Origin of the sequence: Vitreoscilla stercoraria DSM 513, from assembly GCF_000382305.1 — a bacterium.
In the GTDB taxonomy this organism is placed as follows: domain Bacteria; phylum Pseudomonadota; class Gammaproteobacteria; order Burkholderiales; family Neisseriaceae; genus Vitreoscilla; species Vitreoscilla stercoraria.
Map to the genome: position 1 here is coordinate 13454 of NZ_KB908030.1, position 17054 is coordinate 30507.

The 17054-nt window shown below is 46.5% G+C and carries 15 protein-coding genes and 1 pseudogene; 12 read left to right on the plus strand and 4 right to left on the minus strand.

Translation table 11 applies throughout. The features are described 5' to 3' along the window. From H150_RS0110030 to H150_RS0110050, 5 genes are all read left to right on the plus strand, one after another. A partial coding sequence (locus H150_RS0110030; protein WP_169708876.1) for a hypothetical protein occupies positions 1–1126 on the plus strand: 1126 nt, incomplete at its 5' end. A gap of 76 nt (positions 1127–1202) precedes the next feature. After that, entirely contained in the window at positions 1203–1913 is a 711-nt protein-coding gene (gene phoU / locus H150_RS0110035; protein ID WP_019958929.1) for a phosphate signaling complex protein PhoU, read from the plus strand. A gap of 101 nt (positions 1914–2014) precedes the next feature. After that, complete coding sequence (locus tag H150_RS0110040; protein ID WP_019958930.1) at positions 2015–2269, plus strand: DUF4031 domain-containing protein; 255 nt, start codon at positions 2015–2017, stop codon at positions 2267–2269. A 43-nt stretch (positions 2270–2312) separates the two neighbouring features. Continuing rightward, positions 2313–2633: a YbjQ family protein gene (locus H150_RS0110045; protein WP_019958931.1), complete on the plus strand. Its 321-nt coding sequence runs from the start codon at positions 2313–2315 to the stop codon at positions 2631–2633. A 15-nt stretch (positions 2634–2648) separates the two neighbouring features. Beyond that, positions 2649–3077 (plus strand): YbjQ family protein, encoded by a 429-nt coding sequence (locus H150_RS0110050; protein ID WP_019958932.1) that lies wholly within the window; start codon positions 2649–2651, stop codon positions 3075–3077. Between the two features lie 588 nt (positions 3078–3665). On the opposite strand, the pseudogene H150_RS14230 reads toward H150_RS0110050, so the two are convergent. Beyond that, positions 3666–5015, minus strand: a pseudogene (locus H150_RS14230) (DEAD/DEAH box helicase); the annotation flags it as partial. 737 nt (positions 5016–5752) lie between these two features. Here H150_RS14230 and H150_RS0110065 point away from each other — a divergent pair. Together H150_RS0110065 and H150_RS0110070 are read left to right on the plus strand one after the other, a co-directional pair. After that, positions 5753–6706 (plus strand): class I SAM-dependent methyltransferase, encoded by a 954-nt coding sequence (locus H150_RS0110065; RefSeq protein ID WP_019958935.1) that lies wholly within the window; start codon positions 5753–5755, stop codon positions 6704–6706. A gap of 59 nt (positions 6707–6765) precedes the next feature. After that, on the plus strand, positions 6766–9240 hold the full coding sequence (locus tag H150_RS0110070) for a heavy metal translocating P-type ATPase (protein WP_026353638.1): 2475 nt from the start codon (positions 6766–6768) through the stop codon (positions 9238–9240). 233 nt (positions 9241–9473) lie between these two features. Here H150_RS0110070 and H150_RS0110075 read toward each other — a convergent pair whose 3' ends face one another. The 3 genes from H150_RS0110075 to rph form a co-directional block, all read right to left on the minus strand. Next, positions 9474–9701, minus strand: a complete 228-nt coding sequence (locus H150_RS0110075) for a hypothetical protein (RefSeq protein WP_019958937.1) — start codon at positions 9699–9701, stop codon at positions 9474–9476. A gap of 76 nt (positions 9702–9777) precedes the next feature. Beyond that, a complete protein-coding gene (locus H150_RS0110080) occupies positions 9778–11019 on the minus strand; it encodes an aspartate kinase (RefSeq protein ID WP_019958938.1) in 1242 nt (413 codons plus the stop codon). Positions 11020–11103: 84 nt separating this feature from the next. Next, positions 11104–11841 (minus strand): ribonuclease PH, encoded by a 738-nt coding sequence (gene rph, locus H150_RS0110085; RefSeq protein ID WP_019958939.1) that lies wholly within the window; start codon positions 11839–11841, stop codon positions 11104–11106. Positions 11842–12016: 175 nt separating this feature from the next. Between rph and H150_RS0110090 the strand changes: the two genes are divergently transcribed. From H150_RS0110090 to H150_RS0110110, 5 genes are all read left to right on the plus strand, one after another. Continuing rightward, positions 12017–12886, plus strand: a complete 870-nt coding sequence (locus tag H150_RS0110090) for a YicC/YloC family endoribonuclease (protein WP_019958940.1) — start codon at positions 12017–12019, stop codon at positions 12884–12886. Between the two features lie 96 nt (positions 12887–12982). Further along, on the plus strand, positions 12983–13966 hold the full coding sequence (locus tag H150_RS0110095) for a 3-oxoacyl-ACP synthase (RefSeq protein WP_019958941.1): 984 nt from the start codon (positions 12983–12985) through the stop codon (positions 13964–13966). Further along, positions 13963–14961 carry an NAD-dependent epimerase/dehydratase family protein gene (locus tag H150_RS0110100; RefSeq protein WP_019958942.1) on the plus strand — a complete coding sequence of 333 codons (999 nt, stop codon included), beginning with the start codon at positions 13963–13965 and terminating at the stop codon, positions 14959–14961. Before H150_RS0110095 ends, H150_RS0110100 begins: the two co-directional genes overlap by 4 nt. An 8-nt stretch (positions 14962–14969) precedes the next feature. Then, positions 14970–15776 carry an MBL fold metallo-hydrolase gene (locus tag H150_RS0110105; RefSeq protein ID WP_019958943.1) on the plus strand — a complete coding sequence of 269 codons (807 nt, stop codon included), beginning with the start codon at positions 14970–14972 and terminating at the stop codon, positions 15774–15776. Next, a complete protein-coding gene (locus tag H150_RS0110110; protein WP_019958944.1) occupies positions 15773–17053 on the plus strand; it encodes a F390 synthetase-related protein in 1281 nt (426 codons plus the stop codon). Before H150_RS0110105 ends, H150_RS0110110 begins: the two co-directional genes overlap by 4 nt. The last annotated feature ends 1 nt before the right edge of the window (position 17054 follow it).

The following is a 17054-nucleotide window of genomic DNA, read 5'->3' on the forward strand; positions in this document are numbered from 1 at the left end:
AGCTGAAACCGAAACAGCTGAAACCGAAACAGCTGAAGTGTCTAAGTCCACTCAAACATCTAATGAGATGGTATTTGCTTCGATACAAGAAGTGACCGATGATTTAAATCAATTGGTATTGGAAACCTTGGCGCAATCGAATGAAGCGGCCGTCGATGTGGTGGTGACTGCGGCACCTTTGATCGAGTCTAAGGATGTGCCAGCTGCGTTAAGTGCATCTAAACCCAAAGCCAAGCCGCAAACACAACCACTGATTAAATTATTGGTGGATGTTGAAGAGGTGGCTCAGCCACTGGTTGAACAAGAGCACCATTTGATTGAGCCAACTGCGGCGCCTGTGCGAACCGACTCTTTGCTATTGGATGAATCGGCTGGATTGTCTTTGCAAATGCAGATGAAACAATTGAAAGAGGCTGCTAAAAACGTACCGATTGATCCTTGGTATGTTGAACCAGCGCCATTGACCCCAAAAGCAATGAAACACGAGCCAACCGAAACGGATGAAATTGATCCTGCATTATTGGCTAAAGCCGAAGAGGTGGCACAAAAAACCGCGTTGACACCAGAAGAAAAAGTGACTTTGTTAGATGGCTTTTTGTCTTTGTGGCAAGACCGCCAAACATCGAAACACACCAAGGCAAGCAAAGCACACATTGTGTTTAAAGAAGATTGGCAGCAACACAATGAATCTATTTTGCAATCTGATGTGGCAACAGGCACCAATACTGAAACGGTCATGTGGCTGAAGACACAGCCTGAAGCGGTTGAGGGCGACGAAGCAGCAGTGACGGTTGTACCTGAAATTGTAACGCAGCCTGATGCATTGGCCCACAACGCCATGTATGCACCGATTCATGTGCATCTTCATATGCCAGTTGAAGAGGACGATGCCGTCATCAGTGTGATTAGTGAAGCGGATTTGTTGTCACAATTGACCGAACGCTTGCAGCCTTATTTTGTGGACATGTTAACCGGTTTGGTGAAAACAGAATTGACCAAGCAAACCCATTTCTTGGTTCAGCGTTTACAAGAAAATTTGGCCGCAGAAATTCCAACGATGGTGGATGAATTGTTACAAGAGAATTTGAGCAAAGCCTTAAATGACATCAAAAAACAACCTGCTTGATGGTCTGTCATAAATATGTCACTGAGTGTCCTTATACTGCCAAACAGTATTGAAACCATGCAAAGGGAATTTGAATATGTCAGAACACATTTCATCTCAGTTTAACCAAGAGTTGGAAACGGTGCGCACGCAAGTGATGAAAATGGGTGGCTTGATTGAGCAGCAATTGCAACAAGTGATGCACGGTTTGGAAACAGGTCAAATTGCCATCTTGGAGGAAGTTTCTGCTGCTGATGCCCAAGTTAATGCGATGGAAGTGAGTATTGATGACCAATGTCAATTGATTATTGCCCGTCGTCAACCTGCGGCAGGCGATTTGCGTTTGGTGTTGACGGTAACTCGCATCATCACTGATTTGGAACGCATGGGAGATGAAATCAAAAAGATTGCTTTGTATGGCAGAGATTTGCTTGCAAAACATGGTGTATTGCCGCATCAATTTCAAGATTTACAACGTTTGGCACAACGCTCATTGGGCATGGTGCACAGTGCATTGGATGCGTTTGCACGTTTGGACGCCACGGTTGTTGTGGCTTTGAGTAAAGAAGACATTGTGCTCGATCGTGAATATGACAATTTATTGCGTCAGCAAATCACTTATATGATGGAAGATCCACGCACTATTGGTACCAGCTTGGATTTGTTGTTCATGTTCAAAGCGATTGAACGCATTGGTGATCATGCTTTGAATGTGTCGGAACATGTTGTGTATTTGGCCAAAGGCATTGATATTCGCCATTCTTCGATAGAACAAGTGAAAAAAGTTTCGGGTGCCGTAGACGAATAAAGCACCAAGATGTTAAAGCGGCTTACAGGCCGCTTTTTTTATGCTTGTCGTTCAGCAAAACAGTGTGCCATGATGTGTTTTTAGCCAGAAAGGTGGTGTGTATGACGGTTTGGGTAGACGACATGCGCATTGTCAAAAACGGTCAAGATTGGTGTCATTTGTTGGCAGATTCTTGGGAAGAAATGCATGCATTTGCTTTACAGCAGTTGCAATTGCCCAAGCAACGTTTTCATGCGGCTTCACGTTTGCCGCATTATGACATTACTTGGGCCGAGCGTGATCGTGCCATCGCATTGGGAGCAATCTTGATTCATAGGCGCGAGTTGGTGAAAAAAGCCCATGTTTTATTGGCATAAAAGCCTTTTTTAACAGATGAAAATTAATCGTACAGGAGAGAACATGTTATTGAGCAATTTGGAAACCGTGCCGGGACATGAGATTGTCCGTCAGTTGGATGTGGTTTATGGCAGCACGGTGCGCAGCAAGCATGCGGGGCGAGATTTTTTGGCGGGACTGAAAAATATTGTGGGCGGTGAGCTGATGGCCTATACCGAATTATTAGAAGAATCACGCCAAGAAGCGATGGATCGGATGGTGGCCAAAGCGCAAACCTTGGGTGCCAATGCCATTGTCGGAATTCGTTTTTCGACATCCAATATTGCCCCGGGGGCATCGGAATTGTTCGTGTATGGTACGGCTGTCATGGTCACTGCACGTTAACATGGGAGAAGCCAGATGTTATTGGAAATCATTGTTTTTTTGAGTTTGTTTGGCATAGGTTGGTTTTTTGGTCGCAAAGCCGAACGAGACCATTGGCGCTCTTTGGATGAGCAAGAAAAAGCCTTGGCACACATCAGCATAGACACCAATAAATTCAGCCGCAGTGATGAAGCAGGTTGTTTTGTCAGTGGCAATGTGGTTTTGGCGAACGATTATTTCAAATTGGTTTTGGCCAATATTCGCAATTTTTTGGGTGGTCGAATCGGCAGTTATGAAACAGTGGTCGAACGAGCCAGACGTGAAGCCATTTTGCGCGTCAAACAAGATGCGCAAGCCGCAGGTTTAAACCACATTATGGGTTTGCGCTTAATCACCACGCAATTGACTGAAACAGGTGGTGTGGTTGAGGTGTTGGCATATGGTACGGCGGTGAGAAAGCAGTGATTTGAATGTTGGATGAATCATTCCATCGAAAAACAAGCGTCCTGTAAACATGAATAAGACGTTTTTTAGACAATACCATTCATCTTGGATTCATGTAATGGCTCGCTAACAACTGCTTTGGATACAGTTTTACAAGGAACGAAGACCCCATCAGGATTTGGGTATGAAAACGCCTATTGAGGTTTATTTTGTAAGCTGGTGACTGGTGCAGAAAGTGCTAGGTCATGGTATTTATGCGTGAACATATCAAAAAGCGTCCTGTAAATATTTACAGGACGCTTTTTAGATTTCAAACAGCCGTTTTAATTAACCGCGGTCAGAAGAAGGACGACGGTTGCCGCCTTTGTAGCCGCCTTCGCGTTTTTCACCGTTACCGCTGAAAGGTTTGCGTGCGCCATCACGTTGGCCGCCGAATGATTTGCGTGGTGCGCCGCCGTCTTCGCGACGACCTTGATAACCACCTTCGCTGCGGCGATTGTCTTCACGACGACCTTGGTAACCACCTTCGCTGCGACGGCTGTCTTCACGACGACCACCTTCGCGTTTTTCACCTTGGGATGACGGATGGTCATTGTTGTAGCTGCGACGTTCATCACCGCCACGACGCTCATCGCTGCTGCGACGTTCATCACCACCACGGCGTTCGTCACGACCACCACCGAAACCGCCTTGAGGACGTGAATCACGGTTGCCATCACGGCTACCGAATGAGCGGCGTTTGTCACCACCGAAACCACCATTAGGACGGCCACCACGACGACCATTACCACCAGCACCACCTGCTTTTGGTTTGCGGCGAGTGGGTTCCATGCCTTCAATCGCAGTTTCTGGCAATTGGCGTTTTAAGTAACGCTCAATTTTAGACACTTTCATGTATTCTTTGACTTCGGCAAAGCTGATCGCGATACCGCTGCGACCTGCACGACCAGTACGACCAATACGGTGAACGTAGTCTTCGGCTTGTTTTGGCAAGTCGTAGTTGATGACGTGAGTAATCGTTGGAACGTCAATACCACGGGCAGCCACGTCGGTTGCTACCAAGATTTTGGTGCGACCTGTACGCAAGTTGTTCAAAGTACGGTTACGCCAGCTTTGTGGCATGTCGCCATGCAAACATTCTGCTGCGTAGCCTTTTTCGTACAATTGGTCAGCCAATTGTTCGGTAAATGCTTTGGTTGCTGTAAAAATCACACATTGGTCGATGTTGGCATCGCGCAAGATGTGGTCTAACAAACGGTCTTTGTGGCGGAAGTCATCGCAATACATCAATTGTTCTTCGATGCGGCTTTCTTCTTGCACGCGTTCGATTTCGATGCTTTGTGGTTCGTGGGTGATTTTGCGAGCAATATTACCCACAACGCCATCCAAAGTAGCAGAGAACAACAAAGTTTGACGGTCTTCAGGAGTTGCAGCCACGATGGTTTCGATGTCTTCTACAAAACCCATGTCCAACATGCGGTCCGCTTCGTCCAAAATCAACAACTCTAAACGAGAGAAGTCAATACGACCTTGACGCATGTGGTCCATCAAGCGGCCTGGAGTGGCAACAATGATATCAATCGGACGGCTCAAGGCACGAGTTTGGAAGCCAAAAGAGGTACCACCCACCAAAGTCACGGTGCGCAACCATTTCATGTTTTCGCCGTAAACTTGGGCATTTTTTTCAATTTGTTGCGCCAATTCGCGTGTTGGCGTCAAAATCAATACGCGAGGACCTTTGCCGGGTTTGTCGCTGCGTGCTTGTAATTTTTCTAATGATGGCAATAAGAATGCTGCGGTTTTACCGCTGCCTGTTTGCGCAGAAACCAATAAGTCATGGCCTTCCAACGCAGCAGGAATCGATTTCATCTGTACTGGTGTTGGAGAGACGTAGCCAGCTTCAGTAATTGTTTGAACTAAGTTTGCGTTTAGATTTAAATCTGCAAATGTGATGGTCATAATACCATTCCTGTGTATAGAAAACAGCAAAAGCAAGGCATAAGCATGAAATGCTTAACCGAATGGTTTTTGCCGAAAAGCCCTATGGCTTTAGGTTACGAATGTCGGCGACAACCCATCGGTTGAGAGTTCAGCTTGCTCGAGAGTCTGATTTTTCTAAGAAAATCACGAGGAAAAGGCAGGCAGAGGTTGAAGACGACAGCTTCAATATGGAATTTGAGGGCAAATAGTAATGGATGTAGTCAGGCTTATCAAGTGTATTTGTGTAAAAAAGCAATATTTACTTAACTTAGCAATTGATTTTTTATTTTAATGGGATATAGGTATATTTCAAAAATATAAAAGTGGATTAAAAAATAACCATATAGAAAATGGATTACCTATAAATGTATGATTGCCGACTATGACATGTTGAGTTTTAACTGTACCGTTGTATGAAGTCATTACAAAGAAAGTTGCTTAAATTCTTAATTTATCCAGTGTGGAAAACCTCATTGCGGCAACTGTCATATATCTTTTTGTATCTATTTCGCGATGAAATATGTAATCGTCCATTTTTGGGTCAATAAGGCGTTTGCTTGGCTGAAAAAAAGAAGCTCAAAGACTTTGTGTCTAAGGTTGGTTTGGGCATATTGCAGCGTCCTGTAAGATGTGTATGGCGTTTTTCAAGCTGTTTTTTTGTGTCTTCAGGACGCTTACGTTAAAATAGCACACTCTTTTTTTGAAATAGATGCTACATGTCTGAAATCACCGCTTTTGCCAATCGTTTGGGGAAAAATGCCAAACATTTGATTAAATGGGCACGTCGCCAAAACATTGAAGCGTTTCGTTTGTACGAACGTGACATTCCTCAATATCCCTTGATTGTGGATGTGTACAAAGACAAAGTGCATTTGCAAGAATTTGACACGGGCTGGTTGATGCACAAAGACGACCACGATGCTTGGCTCAAAGAAGCCATTGAGGCAATTTGTTTCATCACGGGTTTTACGCCTGAAGACGTGTATGTCAAAGTGCGCAAACGTCAAAAAGGCGAAGAGCAATACGAAAAAACAGGGTTGGCAGGCGAAGACTTTGTGGTGGTAGAACAAGGTCGCCAATTTTGGGTGAATTTGGGCAAATATTTGGACACAGGTTTGTTTTTAGACCATCGCAATACGCGCAAAGCGGTGGGTGATGCGGCACAAGGCAAACGCTTTTTGAATTTGTTTGCCTATACCGGCAGCTTTACGGTGTATGCAGCCACAGGCGGCGCCATCAGCAGTGAAACTGTGGATTTGTCTAACACGTATTTGGCTTGGGCCAAACGCAATTTTGAACTCAATGGCATGGATGAAAACCGCCACCAAATTGTTCGCCAAGACGTATTTCAATATTTGGACGATGCATTTTTTGATCGCAAAGAGTTTGACATGATAGTGATGGATCCACCGAGTTTTTCTAACAGCAAAAAAATGTTGGAAATCTTGGATGTGCAGCGCGACCAACAACGCTTAATTGATGGCGCGATGAAATTGTTGGCGCAAGACGGTGTATTATATTTTTCAAACAATTTGCGCACGTTTGAGTTGGATGCGGTTTTGAGCGAACGTTATGTGGTCAAAGACATTTCCAAGCAATCTGTGCCTGAAGATTTTCGCAATAAAAAAATTCATCAGTGTTGGAAAATCCAACATCGCCCTAAGATATAAACCATCTTAGCCAAGACAAACACCCGCCGAGTGCGGGTGTTTTGACAAGTGAGTAAGCCATGACATCAACAGACTCTGTAAATAAAACCTTATCCTCCAATGCTTCTATCATCCAGTTACATGTTGAAGGTATGACGTGTGCCTCTTGTTCGGCACGAGTGGAGCGGACATTGAACCGTTTGCCCGAAGTAAGCCATGCCCAAGTGAATTTGACAACTGAAATGGCCACGATTGAAATGGATACCGCGCAACTGCCTCTTGCGGTTGATGCGATTGAGGACGCAGGTTACCACGTGGTGGTGCCGCAGATGATTTTGGATGTTGAAGGTATGACGTGTGCCTCTTGTGTGGCGCGGGTGGAGCGTGTGGTTAAGCGTTTGCCTAATGTGGTAGATGCCCAAGTGAATTTGGCGACTGAGCAAGCGGTGGTACAAGGCTGGGCAAGCCAAGCTCATGTCATCGCTGCGATTGAAGATGCAGGTTATGTTGCCAAGCCTTTACAGGCCGCTCTTCATCGTATGGACGAGGACAAGCAAGCACGCAAAGCGGCGGAACAACAACAATTGCAGCGAGATTTTAAATGGGCGTTAGGCTTGAGTGTGCCTGTGTTTGTTTTGGAAATGGGCGGGCATTTGTGGTCTGATTTTCACCATTGGATTTCACACCATATTGGCATGCAAACATCGTGGTTATTGCAATGCGTATTGACTGCTTTGGTTTTATTATTGCCAGGACGTCGTTTTTGGCAAACAGGCTTGCCTGCATTGTTCAAAGGCGCGCCTGACATGAACAGTTTGGTGGCAGTTGGTTCTTTGGCGGCATTTGGTTTTTCATTGGTCGCCACATTTTTGCCTGATGTATTACCGCCGCAAGCGCGACATGTGTATTACGAGTCGGCAGTGGTCATCATCACTTTGATTTTGTTAGGTCGGGTTTTGGAAGCACGTGCCAAAGGACGCACTTCTGAAGCCATTCGCCGTTTGGTCGATTTGCAATCTAAAACGGCCACGATTGAACGCGATGGACAAATATTGACTGTCGACATTGCTCAAGTGCAAAGGGATGATGTGGTGTTGGTGAAGCCAGGTGAGCGTGTGGCGGTCGATGGTGTGGTGGTGGGAGGGCAGTCGTGGGTCGATGAGGCGATGATTACAGGCGAGCCGATGCCAGTTGAAAAAAACTTGGGTGCAAACGTTACAGGCGGCACCATCAATCAGCAAGGCAGTTTGCGTGTACAAGCATCAGCAGTGGGTGACGCGACTGTGTTGGCGCAAATCATTCGCATGGTCAGCGAAGCGCAAGGCAATAAATTGCCGATACAGGCCGCTGTGGACAAAGTGACGTTGTGGTTTGTGCCTGCGGTGATGGTTTTGTCGTTGTTGACATTTGCGTTGTGGTGGTTATTGGGTGGCGAGGCGGCTTTGAGTTTGGCTGTGGTCAATGCGGTGGCGGTGTTAATCATTGCATGCCCTTGTGCCATGGGCTTGGCGACACCGACTTCAATCATGGTGGCAACAGGTCGAGGTGCTGAGTTGGGTGTTTTGTTCCGTCAAGGCTCGGCGCTACAAAGTTTGCAAGAAGTGAGCGTGGTGGCGGTAGACAAAACAGGCACACTGACCGAAGGCAAGCCGCAATTGACGGATATGGTGTTACAGGACGCTTTTGAGCGTGAACACGTTTTGTCATTGGTGGCGGCCGCAGAATCACCATCTGAGCATCCGATTGCTCAAGCTTTGTTACAGGCCGCTCAAAAAGCCCATCTTGATATACCCTCGTTGCGTCATTTTGAATCACACACAGGTTTGGGCATTGCCGCTTTAACCGATGCACACCACATTCACATTGGTGCAGACCGTTATATGCAGCAATTGGGTTTGGATGTGAGCGTGTGGCAAGTTCAAGCCAAGGCTTTGGCAGCGGCAGGCAAATCGCCTTTGTATGTGGCGATAGATGGGGTGTTGGCGGCAATATTGGCGGTGTCTGACCCGATTAAGCCCAGCACTCCTGCGGCCATCGCGGCTTTGCATGCACAAGGCTTAAAAGTGGTGATGGTTTCAGGTGACAATCGCGTCACAGCTGAAGCGATTGCCCGGCAATTGGGCATTGATGAAGTGGTGGCTGAAGTGATGCCTGATGGCAAAGTGGCGGTAATTCAAGACTTGCAGCATCAAGGCAAAGTGGCTTTTATTGGTGATGGCATCAACGATGCGCCTGCTTTGGCACAAGCCGATGTGGGTTTGGCTGTGGGAACAGGCACAGACATCGCCATAGAATCGGCTGATGTGGTGTTGATGAACGGGCGTTTGACAGCAGTAGCGGATGCCATTGCTTTGTCGCGCGCCACCATGCGCAATATTCATCAAAATCTATTTTGGGCGTTTGCTTATAATATCGCGTTGATTCCGATTGCTGCGGGCATTTTATACCCATTTTTCGGTATTTTGCTGTCGCCGATGCTTGCCGCTGGAGCGATGGCGTTGAGCTCGGTGTTTGTGTTGAGCAATGCGTTGCGCTTGCGCTGGTTTCAAGCTTGAGATTGTTTGGGTGAAACAAGCGTCCTGTAAAAAGTTTACAGGTCGCTTGAAACATTGAGTTTGAATCCAACCTAATGGGTAAGTTTGAACGCTGCGTTCATTTTGTGGTTGAATGTCAGTCTGTCTTATGTGTATTTTTGGCTGTAATGTTGTGATTCATTTTGAATCATTTGATAAGCGTCCTGTAAAAGTTTACAGGACGCTTATCAATATATTAAATGATACAAATGATATTATACCGTTTGTGTAAAATTGCCACCGATTACCAATAAAATGAGGCCTGCCAATTGCAAGAAAAAGGGGTTTTTAGCGTCTTGCCAATGCAATATTAAAAATACCAAACTGGCGGGTGCCAAAAGCAAGCAGGCCAAAAACCAACCAATATGCACTTTAAAAGCCGCAATCAACGAACCGATGCCGCCAATCATGAAAATGGCCAAACCAATATAAGCTAAAATCATTGTGAGTCTTCTGTGCACGAGTATAAAAAAACAGGGTTGCTTGTGTGTGAGCAACCCTGTTCGATTTTCATGTCAATTAAGCTTGAGCGACTTTTTCAGGGTCATCCAAACCAAAGGCAGAGTGCAACACGCGGGTTGCCAATTCCAAATATTTCTCGTCAATCAATACCGATACTTTGATTTCAGAAGTGGAAATCATTTGGATGTTGATGCCTTCTTCAGCCAAAGTACGGAACATGGTTGACGCCACGCCCACGTGTGAACGCATGCCCACGCCAACGATAGACACTTTGCATACGGTGTTGTCGCCGTCTACGGTTGCTGCGCCAATGTTTTTCTGAACTTCGTTCAAGATAGACAAAGTGCGTTGGTAATCGCCACGAGGTACGGTGAATGAAAAATCGGTTGTGCCTTCGTCACCCACGTTTTGGATGATCATGTCCACTTCGATGTTCGCGTCCGCTACTGCACCCAAAATTTGGTATGCAATACCTGGTTTGTCAGGTACGCCGCGTACATTGATACGTGCTTGGTTTTTATCGAAGGCAATACCTGCCACTGCTGCTTTTTCCATGTCTTCGTCCTCTTCAAAGGTGATCAAGGTGCCATCGCCACCTTCTTGTAAACTGCTCAATACGCGCAAACGCACTTTGTATTTGCCTGCAAATTCAACCGAACGAATTTGCAAAACTTTTGAACCCAAGCTCGCCAATTCCAACATTTCTTCAAATGAAATGGTTTTCAAACGACGTGCTTCTGGAACCACACGAGGGTCAGTGGTGTAAACACCGTCTACGTCGGTGTAAATTTGGCACTCGTCCGCTTTCAAAGCCGCTGCCAAAGCCACCGCTGAGGTGTCAGAACCGCCACGACCCAAAGTGGTGATGTCATTGTTTTCATCCACACCTTGGAAACCTGCCACAACAATCACACGACCTTCTTTTAAGTCAGCGTGAATGTGGTCAGCATCGATGCTATCGATGCGGGCTTTGGTGTGAGAAGTATCTGTTTTGACAGCCACTTGCCAGCCTGTATAACTCTTAGCGTCCAAACCAATGTTTTTCAATGCCATAGACAACAAACCAATGGTCACTTGCTCGCCTGTTGACAAGATGACATCCATTTCACGGGGATCTGGATACTCTTGCATGGCTTCAGCCAAAGCCACCAAACGGTTGGTTTCACCACTCATTGCAGACACGACAACGACAACATCGTGACCAGCTGCTTTGAATTTGGCAATGCGATTGGCGACATTTTTGATACGGTCGGTTGAACCTACCGATGTGCCACCGTATTTTTGTACGATTAATGCCATGTTTCTTTGCTTCCGTTTCTATGTGAGTCAAACGCACCAGACATGTGCCACACCAAGGGTATTGGTGTCGTTTCTGAAAATCTCTCAGGCAGCTTGTGACTGCAAGGCACGCTGTTGATGTTCCAATAATTCATTGATGCCACTTTGGGCCAATTGTAATAATTCGTTCAGTTCGTTGATGCTGAAAGTGGCACCTTCGGCAGTACCTTGTACTTCAACGATTTTGCCACTTTGTGTCATCACCACATTGACATCAGAATCGCAGCCTGAATCTTCTGGATAATCCAAATCCAACAAAGCCACACCATCGACCACGCCCACAGACACAGCAGCAATGGCTTCGATAATTGGATTTTCAGCAATCAAACCCTTGGCAAGCAAACCATTGATGGCCAATTGCATGGCGACAAATGCGCCAGTGATGCTGGCTGTGCGGGTGCCGCCATCGGCTGCAATCACATCGCAATCAATCAAAATTTGACGCTCGCCCAATTTAGAACGGTCTACCACCGCACGCAAAGAACGTCCAATCAAGCGTTGGATTTCTTGGGTGCGACCCGATTGTTTGCCTGCTGCAGCTTCACGGCGCATGCGTGAATGGGTAGAACGTGGCAACATGCCGTATTCTGCCGTGACCCAACCCAAGCCTTGCCCACGCAAAAAGCCCGGCACGCCTTCTTCAACCGATGCGGTACAAATGACCTTGGTATTACCACATTCAATCAATACTGAGCCTTCAGCATGCGGCATGAAATGAGGGGTGATGCAAATAGGGCGGATTTGATTTGCTTGGCGGTGTTGGCGGATAATGGCAGCATTCATACAAATGGCAATGGGCTTATGATAAATAGAGGCTTGGATTATAGCCCATTTCCATAATTTTTTGCGGCATTGCAGAAGAAAATTTTGCATTGCAACCGAATTTGTTTATTTTATGCTTAATAACGGCCGTGTTGATGTGCGACTCGGTTTTTGGATTGGGCATTAGAAAGTATTGATGATGATGAACAGCATGACGGGTTTTGCCAGCGCCCAACAAGATTTTGGCAGCGAGCGCATCAATTTGGAGTTGCGCGCGGTGAATCACCGTTATTTGGATTTGCAGTTCAAAATGATGGACGATTTGCGTGTGATTGAAGGCAAAATGCGTGAAAACATTGCCGCATCGGTGGCGCGTGGTAAATTGGAATGTCGCATTTACATTCAAGCTGTGGCTCAGCAAAATGGTTTGCATTTGAATCAAGATTTGGTGGCAGAATTGGCGAGCATCAACAGCGATTTGTCGGTGCAATACCCACATTTACAAGCTTTGAGCGTGGCAGATATTTTGCGTTTTCCGGGTGTGGTACAACAAAGCCAAACCGATGCAGAAGGTTTACAGGCCGCTGTCTTGGCTTTATTGCAACAAGTTTTGACAGAATTCAATCAATCACGCGTGCGTGAAGGTCAAAAATTGGCGCAACATTTGTTAGAACGTTTGGCGCAAATGACGCAAGTGGTTGACGATTTACAAGGTATTTTTCCAAGTTTGGTTCAAGCGCATTTGGAAAAAACCGAACAACGCTTGCGTGAAGCAGTAGAAAATATGGAAGACGATCGCATCAAGCAAGAATTTGCCATTTTCATGCAAAAAGCCGATGTCGATGAAGAAATGAGCCGTTTGAAAGGTCACATTGCTGAAGTGACGCGCATTGTGCGTGAGGGCAAAGGCGCTGTGGGCAAGCGTTTGGATTTCTTGATGCAAGAATTGAACCGTGAAGCCAATACTTTGGGCAGCAAAGCCATTGCCATTGAATGCACCAATGCATCGATGCAATTGAAGGTGTTGATTGAGCAAATGCGTGAACAAGTACAAAATATTGAATAGTGCAGTAGCAAAATATGCGGCTGGTTTGATGTGAATGACGGGATTTAAGGTATGCTATGGCATGATTAAATCCCGTTTTACATGTAAAGTCGCGCCATGAAACTGCCATTGTCCATTATCGCCACGGGCAAAGCTTTGCCCAGCGAACGCCTATTGTCTTCTGATTTGGATGCTCGTTTGGGCTTGCAAACAGGTACAGTTGCCAAAAAATCCGGCATACAGTGGCGTTATTTTGCCAGTGCTGAGCAAACCCAATCTCAGTTGGCCGCTGAAGCTTTACAGGACGCTTGTCAACATCATGGTATAGATACCAACAGCATTGATTTATTAATATGTGCCAGCGCCATTCCTGAGCAAGTGTTGCCCAATACGGCCAGCGCAGTGATTCAAGCTGCGGGTTTAAAAAATGGTTTGGCTGCATTTGATGTCAATGCCAGTTGCATCAGTTTCATGACAGCTTTGTTTCAGGCCGCAGCTTTGCTACAAACCAAGGTTTATCGGCGCATTGCCATTGTTTCGGCAGAAATTGCGTCGCGCGGCTTGAATTGGGATGACGCTGAATCGTCTTTTATTTTTGGTGATGGGGCGGCGGCAGTGATTGTTGAAGCGGGCGATGGTATTGCCGCTTGTGTGGCGCAACGCTTGGAAGTACATCCTGTTGGACGCACGTTTTGTCAAATCAAAGCAGGTGGTACGCAGCGCAATCCGCGCATGGGTTTGCTTGAAACCGACCATTATTTTCAAATGCAGGGCAAGCCTGTGTTCAAATTGGCTTCACAATTATTGCCTGCTTTCATTCACAATCTGTTTAGTGATTTGCCTTATACATTTCATGAGGTCGATTGGGTGGTGCCGCATCAAGCGAGCCATTTGTCTATGGAACATTTGAAAAATCGTTTGGGGCTAGACAGCCAAAAAATCATCGATATTTATGCCACACACGGCAATCAAGTGGCCGCCTCCATGCCAATGGCGTTACATGAATTGTACCGCTCCGGCAAAACCCAATCAGGTCAAAAAGTGTTGCTCATCGGCACTGCCGCAGGCTTTGCTATGGGAGGGATGGTGTTAAGCTTATGAAAAAAGTTTTGTTGACAGGTGCAAGCCATGGATTGGGTCGCAGTGCTTTGGATTTTTTAATTGAGCACAATATTGAAGTGGTTGCCATTGCCCGCCATATCGAGCATTTGCAGCATTTAAAAAGTGCCACCGTACACATTCACGCTGTTGATTTAACCCAAATGTATGCCCATCAAGCAGAAGCTTTGTTACAAGGCTGTGATACGGTGTGGCATTGTGCGGCTTTGTCATCGCCGTGGGGAGCTTATGATGATTTTTATGCCATCAATGTGCAAGCGGTAGAGACTTTGTTACAGGCCGCAGGCCGCCTGAAGATTTCTCGATTGATCCATATTTCTACGCCATCTTTGTATTTTGATTTTAGCCACAGACGGGGTGTGTGTGAAACACAATTGGCGCAACAATGGGCCAATCATTATGTTTCGACCAAATATTTGGCAGAGCAGGCGGTTTTAAAAGCAGTGGCGGCTTTTCCATACACGCAATATTTGATGCTACGACCACGTGCGATTTTTGGGGAATACGACAGGGTATTGATTCCACGCCTATTGCAATTGCATCAACAAGGCAAGGGCGTGCTGAAATTGCCGCGAGGTGGCGATACTTTGATGGATTTGACGTATGTGGGCAATGTCATCGAAGCGATGCGTTTGGCCAGCATCAGTCCACACATTGCCTCGGGCAGCGTGTTCAATATTACCAACCAAGAGCCGTGGTCTTTGCAGCAAGTGTTGCAAGAATTGTTTCAAGCTTTGGGTAAAGACATGCGCATTCAAAAAGTGCCGTATGTGTTGGCCAAACAAGTGGCGACTTTGGCGCAAGCGTGGGCCAATATCAGTGGCAAAGAACCTGTGTTCACCCCTTATTCTATCGGCGCCTTGTCGTTTGATATGGTTTTGGACAACACGCAAGCGCAAAATGTGTTGGCATACCGTCCTGTAAGCAATATGCATGATGCCATTGTCAAAACAGCGCAAGCTTTCAAAGCGGATTGAATTCAAATATGGCCAGCATTCAAACATTCAAAGCAGGATTTTGTACCCATGCGTCCTGTATGGCGGTGCGTGGCAGCGGCTTGGGTTCGTGTGAATTTCCAGCGCAAGTGTTTTTGATTCAAGCGCGTGGCAAAATGTGGCTGTTTGACACAGGTTATGCCCACCATTTTTTGGATGCTACCGCACACGGTTTGTTTGCTGTGTATCGCAAAGTCACGCCTGTGTTTTTCAATGAATCTGAAGCGATGTTGGTGCAATTGCGTGAGCGCGGCATACAGCCGCAGGATTTGAGCGGCATCATCGTGTCGCATTTTCATGGTGACCATATAGGCGGCCTGAAAGATTTTCCCAAAATTCCATTAATTGTTCATGGCAAAGGTTGGCAACAAGTGCGGCGTTTGCGTGGTTTGCGCGCGCTCATCAAAGGTTTTGTGCCCGATGTCATGCCTAGCGATGTTGAACAAAGGCTGTGGTATATGGAGCAAGGCAAGAAAATTGCTTTGCCGCAATCTTTGCGCCCTTTACAGGACGCTTATGTTGTGCCCGATAGCGGTGGCGAAGTGTTGCTGGTGGCCTTGCCCGGGCATGCGGCGGGGCATATGGGTGCTTTGGTATTGTGTGACGATGGTTGGCATTTGCTGGCGGCAGATGCTGCTTGGCATCAAGACAATTATCGTGAATGGAAATTGCCTGCGGCTCCGAGTTTTTTAATCATGGACAACGCTCAAGCTTTCAAACAAACCTTGCACACTTTGCGCCAATTGGATGAGCGTGCTGCGCTCACCATTCATTTGAGCCATCAGGAGGCAAGATGAAACTGTTGCGATTATTGTGGTCGTATTGGCAAACCAAGCGTTTGTCATTTCAAACTCGCCAAGCGTTAGAATCTTATCAACAACAAAAATGGCAACAATTTGCTCAGCGCACTTTGATTCACAGTCCGTATTTCAAGCCTTATGTCGGACAAGATTTGGCAGATTATCCGTTGATGAACAAAGCGGTGATGTTGCAACATTTTGATGCGATGAATACGGCAGGTCTGCGTTTACAGGACGCTTTTGCTGTGGCGATGCGGGCAGAAAAAGAGCGTGATTTTGCGCCGACTTTGCAAGGCTTTAGCGTGGGTTTGTCTTCAGGCACCAGCCACCAACGAGGGGTTTTTGTGGTGTCTGAGGCAGAGCAAGCCCATTGGGCGGGTGTGATTTTGGCCAAACTGTTGCCGCAAGGCTTGTTGGCAGGCGAACGAGTGGCTTTGGTTTTGCGGGCGAACAATAATTTGTATGAAACCATAGACAATCGCTTTATTGCATTTCAATTTTTCGACTTATTGCAGCCATTTGATAATATTTTGCAGCAATTGCAAGCTTATCAACCCTCTATTATCGTGGCACCTGCTCAAGTCTTGCGTGCTTTGGCTTTGGTCAAACAGCGTGGCGAGCATGATTTGAAGCCCAAACAAGTGATTTCTGCGGCGGAAGTGTTGAGTGAGCGCGATGCGGCATTGATCACAGAAGTCTTGGGTCATGTGCAGCAAGTGTATCAAGCCACAGAAGGTTTTTTGGCGGTGACATGCACGCATGGGCGGCTGCATTTGAATGAAGCTTTGTTGATGGTGGAGCCTGAATGGTTGGATGAAACCCGATTTATACCGATTATCACTGATTTTAGCCGCACCACGCAGCCGATTGTTCGTTACCGTTTGGACGACATTTTGCACAACGATCCTCGTCCTTGTCCGTGTGGGCAGGTGACGCGCGTCATCAGCCAAATAGAAGGGCGTTTGAACGATGTGTTGGCATTGCCTAAGGTGGGCGGTGGCGTGGTATCGGTGTTTGCCGATGCGTTGGAGCGCATCATGGCTCAAAATTTGCCATTAGTTTGTGATTACCAATTGACCCAAACAAGCGACAATAACGTGTTTTTGGCCGCAGAAGTGGTGGATATGCTGGCTTTAAACCGTTTACAGGACGCTTTAAAAGTGTTTTTACAACAGCAAGGCGTGAATGTGGCAGCCTTGCAATGGCAATTGAGTTTGACCTTGCCCGACATTCCCATGAGCCAAAAACGCCGCCGCATTCAAGTTCAAAGGTGAG

Bases quoted from the DNA above. Each gene is read 5' to 3' on its own strand.
- phoU (WP_019958929.1), top strand. From the start codon at position 1,203: ATGTCAGAACACATTTCATCTCAGTTTAACCAAGAGTTGGAAACGGTG.
- H150_RS0110040 (WP_019958930.1), top strand. From the start codon at position 2,015: ATGACGGTTTGGGTAGACGACATGCGCATTGTCAAAAACGGTCAAGAT.
- H150_RS0110045 (WP_019958931.1), top strand. From the start codon at position 2,313: ATGTTATTGAGCAATTTGGAAACCGTGCCGGGACATGAGATTGTCCGT.
- H150_RS0110050 (WP_019958932.1), top strand. From the start codon at position 2,649: ATGTTATTGGAAATCATTGTTTTTTTGAGTTTGTTTGGCATAGGTTGG.
- H150_RS0110065 (WP_019958935.1), top strand. From the start codon at position 5,753: ATGTCTGAAATCACCGCTTTTGCCAATCGTTTGGGGAAAAATGCCAAA.
- H150_RS0110070 (WP_026353638.1), top strand. From the start codon at position 6,766: ATGACATCAACAGACTCTGTAAATAAAACCTTATCCTCCAATGCTTCT.
- H150_RS0110075 (WP_019958937.1), bottom strand. From the start codon at position 9,701: ATGATTTTAGCTTATATTGGTTTGGCCATTTTCATGATTGGCGGCATC.
- H150_RS0110080 (WP_019958938.1), bottom strand. From the start codon at position 11,019: ATGGCATTAATCGTACAAAAATACGGTGGCACATCGGTAGGTTCAACC.
- rph (WP_019958939.1), bottom strand. From the start codon at position 11,841: ATGAATGCTGCCATTATCCGCCAACACCGCCAAGCAAATCAAATCCGC.
- H150_RS0110090 (WP_019958940.1), top strand. From the start codon at position 12,017: ATGATGATGAACAGCATGACGGGTTTTGCCAGCGCCCAACAAGATTTT.
- H150_RS0110095 (WP_019958941.1), top strand. From the start codon at position 12,983: ATGAAACTGCCATTGTCCATTATCGCCACGGGCAAAGCTTTGCCCAGC.
- H150_RS0110100 (WP_019958942.1), top strand. From the start codon at position 13,963: ATGAAAAAAGTTTTGTTGACAGGTGCAAGCCATGGATTGGGTCGCAGT.
- H150_RS0110105 (WP_019958943.1), top strand. From the start codon at position 14,970: ATGGCCAGCATTCAAACATTCAAAGCAGGATTTTGTACCCATGCGTCC.
- H150_RS0110110 (WP_019958944.1), top strand. From the start codon at position 15,773: ATGAAACTGTTGCGATTATTGTGGTCGTATTGGCAAACCAAGCGTTTG.